At 62.8% G+C, this 6,275-nt stretch carries 6 protein-coding genes; 4 read left to right on the forward strand and 2 right to left on the reverse strand.

Going from position 1 to position 6,275, the window contains the following annotated elements:
* The coding region (locus tag FY112_RS02170; RefSeq protein ID WP_151517546.1) for a DMT family transporter at nucleotides 1-895 on the reverse strand (895 nt) is incomplete at its 3' end.
* A 113-nt stretch (nucleotides 896-1,008) separates the two neighbouring features.
* On the opposite strand from FY112_RS02170, the gene FY112_RS02175 reads away from it, so the two are divergent.
* Nucleotides 1,009-1,884, forward strand: coding sequence for a LysR substrate-binding domain-containing protein (locus FY112_RS02175; RefSeq protein ID WP_131629536.1), 876 nt, complete (start codon nucleotides 1,009-1,011; stop codon nucleotides 1,882-1,884).
* Here the strand turns inward: FY112_RS02175 and FY112_RS02180 are convergent.
* The gene (locus tag FY112_RS02180) at nucleotides 1,859-2,857 is read right to left on the reverse strand and encodes a GlxA family transcriptional regulator (RefSeq protein ID WP_131629535.1); all 999 of its coding nucleotides are present in this window, start codon (nucleotides 2,855-2,857) and stop codon (nucleotides 1,859-1,861) included. The two genes, FY112_RS02175 and FY112_RS02180, sit on opposite strands and share 26 nt — an antisense overlap.
* Before the next feature lie 100 nt (nucleotides 2,858-2,957).
* Between FY112_RS02180 and FY112_RS02185 the strand changes: the two genes are divergently transcribed.
* The 3 genes from FY112_RS02185 to FY112_RS02195 form a co-directional block, all read left to right on the forward strand.
* Nucleotides 2,958-3,860, forward strand: a complete 903-nt coding sequence (locus FY112_RS02185; protein WP_151517547.1) for a 3-keto-5-aminohexanoate cleavage protein — start codon at nucleotides 2,958-2,960, stop codon at nucleotides 3,858-3,860.
* 7 nt (nucleotides 3,861-3,867) lie between these two features.
* A complete protein-coding gene (locus tag FY112_RS02190) occupies nucleotides 3,868-5,358 on the forward strand; it encodes a carnitine 3-dehydrogenase (protein ID WP_151517548.1) in 1,491 nt (496 codons plus the stop codon).
* Between the two features lie 10 nt (nucleotides 5,359-5,368).
* The coding region (locus FY112_RS02195; protein ID WP_151517549.1) for an acyl-CoA dehydrogenase family protein at nucleotides 5,369-6,275 on the forward strand (907 nt) is incomplete at its 3' end.

The raw sequence follows: 6,275 nt of genomic DNA on the forward strand, positions 1-6,275 counted from the left end.
GCGGCCGACGGCTGCGGTTGACGTCGATGGCCGTGTGCCAGAGCACGGCGCCAAGGATGATCGCACCGCCGAAAAAGGTGGCAACGGGCGGCTGCTCGGAAAACAACAACCAGACCCAGAAGGGTGTAAGCACGATTTCCATCGTGCCGATCAGCGCCGCCTCCGCCGGCGGCATTCGCTTCGCTCCGGCAAGGAAGAGCACCAGCGCGAGAGAGAAATTGGTCGCGCCGAAAGCAGCAAGGACGATCCAGTTGTGGAGGTCGAGCGAGCCGACCGAACCGAACGGAGCAAAGATAACCAGCGTCAGGAAGGCGCTGACCACGGTCGGCGGCAGGCTCGGCACATCAGGACTGACGCGCGGAATGATGATGACGAGCGCGAAGGACGCCGTCATGCCGAGCGCCAGCAGGTCGCCCCAACCGGTACCGCCGCCGATCGACGAGGCGACGATGACCGCAACGCCGAGGAGCGAGATGCCGCCTGCAATCAGCGTCCGCCTGGAGACCCTCTCCCGGAGGATGACCCAGCCGAGCAACGCTGCGATGAAAGGCGCGGTCGCATAGATCATCGTCACATTGGCGACGGTGGTCATGTAGAGCGCCCCGATGAAGCATACCTGACTGAAGGTCTGGCATGCGATCATAGCAAGACCGGACGGATGGAAGACGGATCGCCATTGCTGCCGTGACATGCCCCCTTCGAGGAAAAAGCAGGGGATCAGCAGAAACAGGCCGCCGAACAACGACCGCCAGGCGATCGCCGTCCATACGTCGGTCGTCAGGAGCCGCGAATAGACGCCACTCGCGCTCCAGGCAAGCGCCGCGGCAATGATGAGAAGCACACCCTTCTCGTGCTCGCTGCCTGCGAGGCGTCTGGCCGGATTTTCAATGGTCACGCAGATATTCTCAAAGAAGGAAGTCGAACGCGGCTCCTTTTTGCACCAGGAATTGACATCGGACAAACGAATAGTAGAGATGACTACCATCGATTTTTTCTATGGCTATTCCGATGCACGAGCCGATTGAGAGCGACCTGCTGAGAACCTTCCTGGTCGTTGCCGAGACATCCAATTTCTCCGCCGCCGCGCAGCGCATCGGGCGGACGCAGTCGGCCGTCAGCACCCAGATTAAGAGGCTCGAGCAGACGATCGGCGAAACGCTTTTCGATCGCGGCGCCCGCGGCGTGCTGCTCACGCGCCCGGGCATCCAACTCGTGCCCTACGCCCGCAGGATCATCGACCTCTTGAACGAGGCGGCTGCGACGATTCGCAGCAAGCCGCTGGATGGACCGGTACGCATCGGAATTCCCGAGGAATACAGCCAGACGGTGCTGCCGGCGGCCCTTGCGGCTTTCGCCGTCCGCCACCCGGCCGTCGAGGTCACTGTGTCCTGCGACTACACGGTCCGCAACCTGGCCGCCCTCGAGCGGGACGAGCTCGATCTGGCCGTCGTTTTTGACTGGAGCGACGAGACCAAAGGCGAGGTCATCTGCATTGATCCCACGGTCTGGGTCACATCGATGGTCCATCGGCTGCACGATATCGATCCCCTGCCGATTGCGATCTATCGCAATTCCACCTGGTGCCGCGATTTTGCGCTCCGGTCGCTGAAGCAGATCGGCCGCAACTACCGGATCGCCTTTATCGCCGATACGGGCTCGGGGTTGAAGAATGCCGTCATCGCCGGTCTTGCCGTCACCACGCTTTCCCGCAGCAACATCCCGCCCGGCTGCCGGGAGCTGACCGCCGAAGACGGTTTCCCGCCGGTTGATTCCTCCAAGGTCGTGCTGCGCCGAAGCACCTACCGTTCCAGCGAAGCCGTCCGGGAACTTGCTGAAATGATACGGGACGCGTTCCAGCCTATCCCAGCACCTGCGATGACGTGATGCGGCGGCGCAAGCGGCGCCGGGTCTCCGACGGGCTCTCGGAAAAACTCGCCCGGTAGCTTCTCGCAAAGGCCGAGGCGGAGTTGAAGCCGGTTGCCGCCGCGATGTCGGCGAAAGTGGCTGTCGTCTCGATCACCTTGCGGCGGGCCGCATTCAAGCGCAGCGCGAGATAATGCACATGCGGCGGCGCGCCGATACTCTGCTGGAAGAGATCCTGCAGATGCCGGGCGCTGATGCCCACCCTGCGGGCGAGCCGCGTGAGAATCAGAGGCTGCTCGATATGCTCCTCCATTAGTCGCACCGCTTGCGCAACACGGGGATCGTGCATGCGCAGTCCGGCCGAGGCTGCGGAAAGAGGCTCATCGGCATGGAAGGACGGCTGCTCGTAACGGAATAGCCGGCTGACCTCGAGCGCCAGCGAATAGCCTTGCCGTTGCCGGATCACCTCCAGCATCAGGTCGACGGTCGGAAGCGAACCCGAGGTCGTCAGGCGCTTGCCGTCGATGACGAAGCGATCCTTGACGGCCTGTACCTCAGTATAGGTCAGCGCAAAATCCTCATAGTCTTCCCAGTGGACGGTGGCCTGCAATCCGTCGAGCAGGCTGGCTTCGGCCAGCAGCCATGTGCCGGACTCGATGCCGGCAATCACCGTGCGATAGCGGGCAGCCTGGGAGAGCTGCATCTTCAGCGCCGGGGTCGCGCTGCGCCGCCAGTTGTAACTGGCCAGCACAAACAGAGGCGCATCCTCGGTCGTCGCCTTGAAAGCGCCTTGGGCGGGCACGGCAATATTGCTGGTGGTCAGGACCGGTGCTCCGTCCGGCGTGAGCAGCCGCCAGCGATAGAGTTCGCTGCCGGAAATGCGGTTGGCGCCGCGCAGCGGCTCGATGACCGAGGCGATCAGGATCAGGTTCGCATCCGGCAGGACGAGAAGGTCGATATCGAGGCGTTCCGTCGATCGCTGCAGCAAGATCACCTCCCTTGAGTTCCGATAATGTATCAATTACTTCCGAGATTGCAACGCATCGCCGTCCATCCTGTCGCGTAATGCGGACAAGACGAGGGAGAACAAAAACATGCCTCTTGCGATGAACCGCGATGTTTTCATCACCTGTGCCGTCACCGGCGCCGGGGATACGGTTTCCAGATCCACCCACGTGCCGATCACTCCCAAGCAGATCGCCGATTCCGCCATTGACGCGGCAAAGGCCGGTGCTGCGGTCGTTCACTGCCATGTCCGCGACCCGGAAACGGGTGCTGCCAGCCGCCGCAACGATCTCTACAGGGAGGTCACCGACCGCATCCGCTCGGCCGATGTCGACGTCGTCCTCAATCTCACCGCCGGCATGGGCGGGGACCTGATCTTCGGGGATGTCGAAGCCCCTCTTCCCCTCAATCCCAAGGGCACGGATATGGCGGGCGCCACCGAGCGCGTCAGCCATGTCGCCGAATGCCTGCCTGAGATCTGCACGCTCGACTGCGGCACGATGAACTTCAACCTCGGCGACTATGTCATGACCAACACGCCGGCCATGCTGCGGGCCATGGCGAAGAAGATGACCGATCTTGGCGTGCGCCCCGAGATCGAGGCCTTCGATACCGGCCACCTCTGGTTTGCCAAGCAGCTTGCCGAGGAAGGCCTGATCGAAGACCCGGTGCTGATCCAGCTCTGCATGGGCATTCCATGGGGTGCGCCCGACGATCTCAACACTTTCATGGCGATGGTCAACAACGTGCCCGCGAGTTGGACCTTCTCGGCCTTTTCGATCGGCCGCAACGCCATGGCCTATCCGGCGGCAGCCGTTCTCGCCGGCGGCAACGTGCGCGTCGGCCTGGAGGACAATCTCTTTGTCGGCAAGGGCCAGCTCGCCACCAATGCGCAGCTCGTCGAAAAGGCCGTGCAGGTGGTCGAGGGCATGGGTGCCCGGATCATCGGTCCGGAAGACGTTCGCAAGAAACTCAAACTGACGAAGCGCTGAGGACGGCATGACTGGGATCAACAAGGCGGCTTGTATCGGCGGCGGCGTCATTGGCGGCGGATGGATCGCGCGTTTTCTGCTGGCCGGCATCGACGTCAACGTATTCGATCCGCATCCGGAAGCGAGCCGCATTGTCGGCGAAGTGCTCGCCAACGCCGAAAAAGCCTATGCCATGCTGACCGGAGCACCCCTGCCGCCGCGCGGTAGGCTGACCTTCTGCACGACGCTCGAGGAAGCCGTCGCCGGCGCCGACTGGATTCAGGAAAGCGTGCCGGAAAGGCTCGACCTCAAGCGCGGCGTCCTGGCTGAGATCGATGCTGTGGCGCGCCCGGACGCCCTGATCGGCTCTTCCACGTCAGGCCTGCTGCCGACCGATCTGCAGCGCGACATGAAGCATCCCCAGCGCCTCTTCGTCGCTCACCCCTATAATCCCGTCTATCTGCTGCCGCTCGTCGAAATCGTTGGCGGCGAAAAAACCTCGGCGGCGACCATCCAGGCGGCGATGGAAAGACTGGCGCCGATCGGCATGAAGGGCGTCCACATCGCCAAGGAGATCGAGGCCTTCGTCGGCGACCGGCTGCTCGAAGCGCTCTGGCGCGAGGCCTTGTGGCTCATCCACGACGATATCTGCACCGTCGAGACGCTTGATGACGTCATCCGCTACTCTTTCGGTCTGCGCTGGGCGCAGATGGGCCTGTTCCAGACCTACCGCATTGCCGGCGGCGAGGCCGGCATGCGCCACTTCCTCGCCCAGTTCGGTCCATGCCTCGCCTGGCCCTGGACCAAGCTCACCGATGTCGTCGATCTCGACGATGCGCTGATCGAAAAGATCGGCCGGCAATCCGATGAACAGGCGGCCGGCCTGTCAATCCGCGAGCTCGAACGGATCCGCGACGAAAACCTCGTCGGCATTCTGCAGGCTCTTAAGGGCGGCCACGACGGCAAAGGCTGGGGCGCCGGCAGGCTCTTGAAGGACTTCGAGCAATCGCTCTGGGCAGCAGGCGGCAGAGCGACCACCTCTTTCGACCCGTCGAAGCCGTTGAAGCTCGTCGAGACGAAGGTCGGTCCCGCCTGGGTCGACTATAATGGCCATATGACCGAACACCGCTACCTGCAGGTTTTCGGGGATACCTCAGATGCATTGCTGCGCCTCATCGGCGTTGATCTTGCGTATGTCGAGACAGGGCGGAGCTATTACACGGTGGAAACCCACATCCGCCATCTCGGCGAGGCGAAGCTTGGCCAGACTATCCATTCGACCTGCCAGATCCTTGGTGTCGACGAGAAGCGGCTGCATGTCTTCCACACCCTGTACGACACGGGGGCGGGCGAGGCTCTCGCAACCGCCGAGCACATGTTGCTGCATGTCGACAGCAAGGCCGGCAAGGCCACACCGGCGCCGGCCGTCATTCTCGACAAGGTCAAGGCGATTGTCGAAGCGCATGCGAATTTGGTCGCGCCTGAAGGCGTCGGTCGTCACGTCGGCCAGAAGCGGTAGGAGGATCGGCATGGATTTCGGACTCAGCGAAGAACAGGAAATGATCGTCGAGACGGTCCGCGTCTTCGTCGAGACCGAAATCTATCCGCACGAGAACGAGGTTGAGCGCAGCGGCATCGTCCCGCCGGAGCTCGGAGACGAGATCCGGCGCAAATGCATCGATCTCGGCTTCTACGCCTGCAATTTCCCGGAAGAGGTCGGCGGCGCCGGCCTCGACCATGTTACCTTCACGCTGGTCGAGCGGGAGCTCGGGCGCGGTTCCCTCGGGCTGACGGTTTTCTTCGGCCGGCCTTCAGGCATCCTGATGGCCTGCGAGGGCGAGCAGCGTGAGCGCTATCTCCTGCCCGCGGTGCGCGGCGAGAAGATCGATGCGCTCGCGATCACCGAGCCGGACGCCGGTTCCGATATGCGCGGCATGAAATGCGCCGCCCGCCGCGACGGCAGCGACTTCGTCCTCAACGGCACGAAACACTTCATTTCGCATGCCGATGTTGCCGATTTCGTCATCGTCTTTGCCGCGACGGGCGAGGAGGAAACGCCGAAAGGCATCAAGAAGAAGATCACCGCCTTCCTCGTGGATCGCGGCACGCCGGGTTTCGAAATCCTCAAGGGCTACGATTCCGTTTCGCATCGCGGCTACCATAATTGCACCCTCAGCTTCACCGATTGCCGGATTCCCAAATCCCAAGTGCTGGGTGAGGTGCATCGCGGCTTCGATATCGCCAATCAATGGCTCTACGGCACGCGGTTGACGGTTGCCGCCACCTGCGTTGGGCGGGCACGGCGCGTCTTCGACATGACGCTGCCCTATGCCGCCGAGCGCAAGCAGTTCGGCAAGCCGATCGGCGCCAATCAGGGTGTGTCGTTCAAGCTTGCCGATATGATTACCGAGATCGACGCGGCAGACTGGCTGACGC

The organism is Rhizobium sp. PEPV16, assembly GCF_008919455.1.
GTDB lineage: Bacteria > Pseudomonadota > Alphaproteobacteria > Rhizobiales > Rhizobiaceae > Rhizobium > Rhizobium leguminosarum_Q.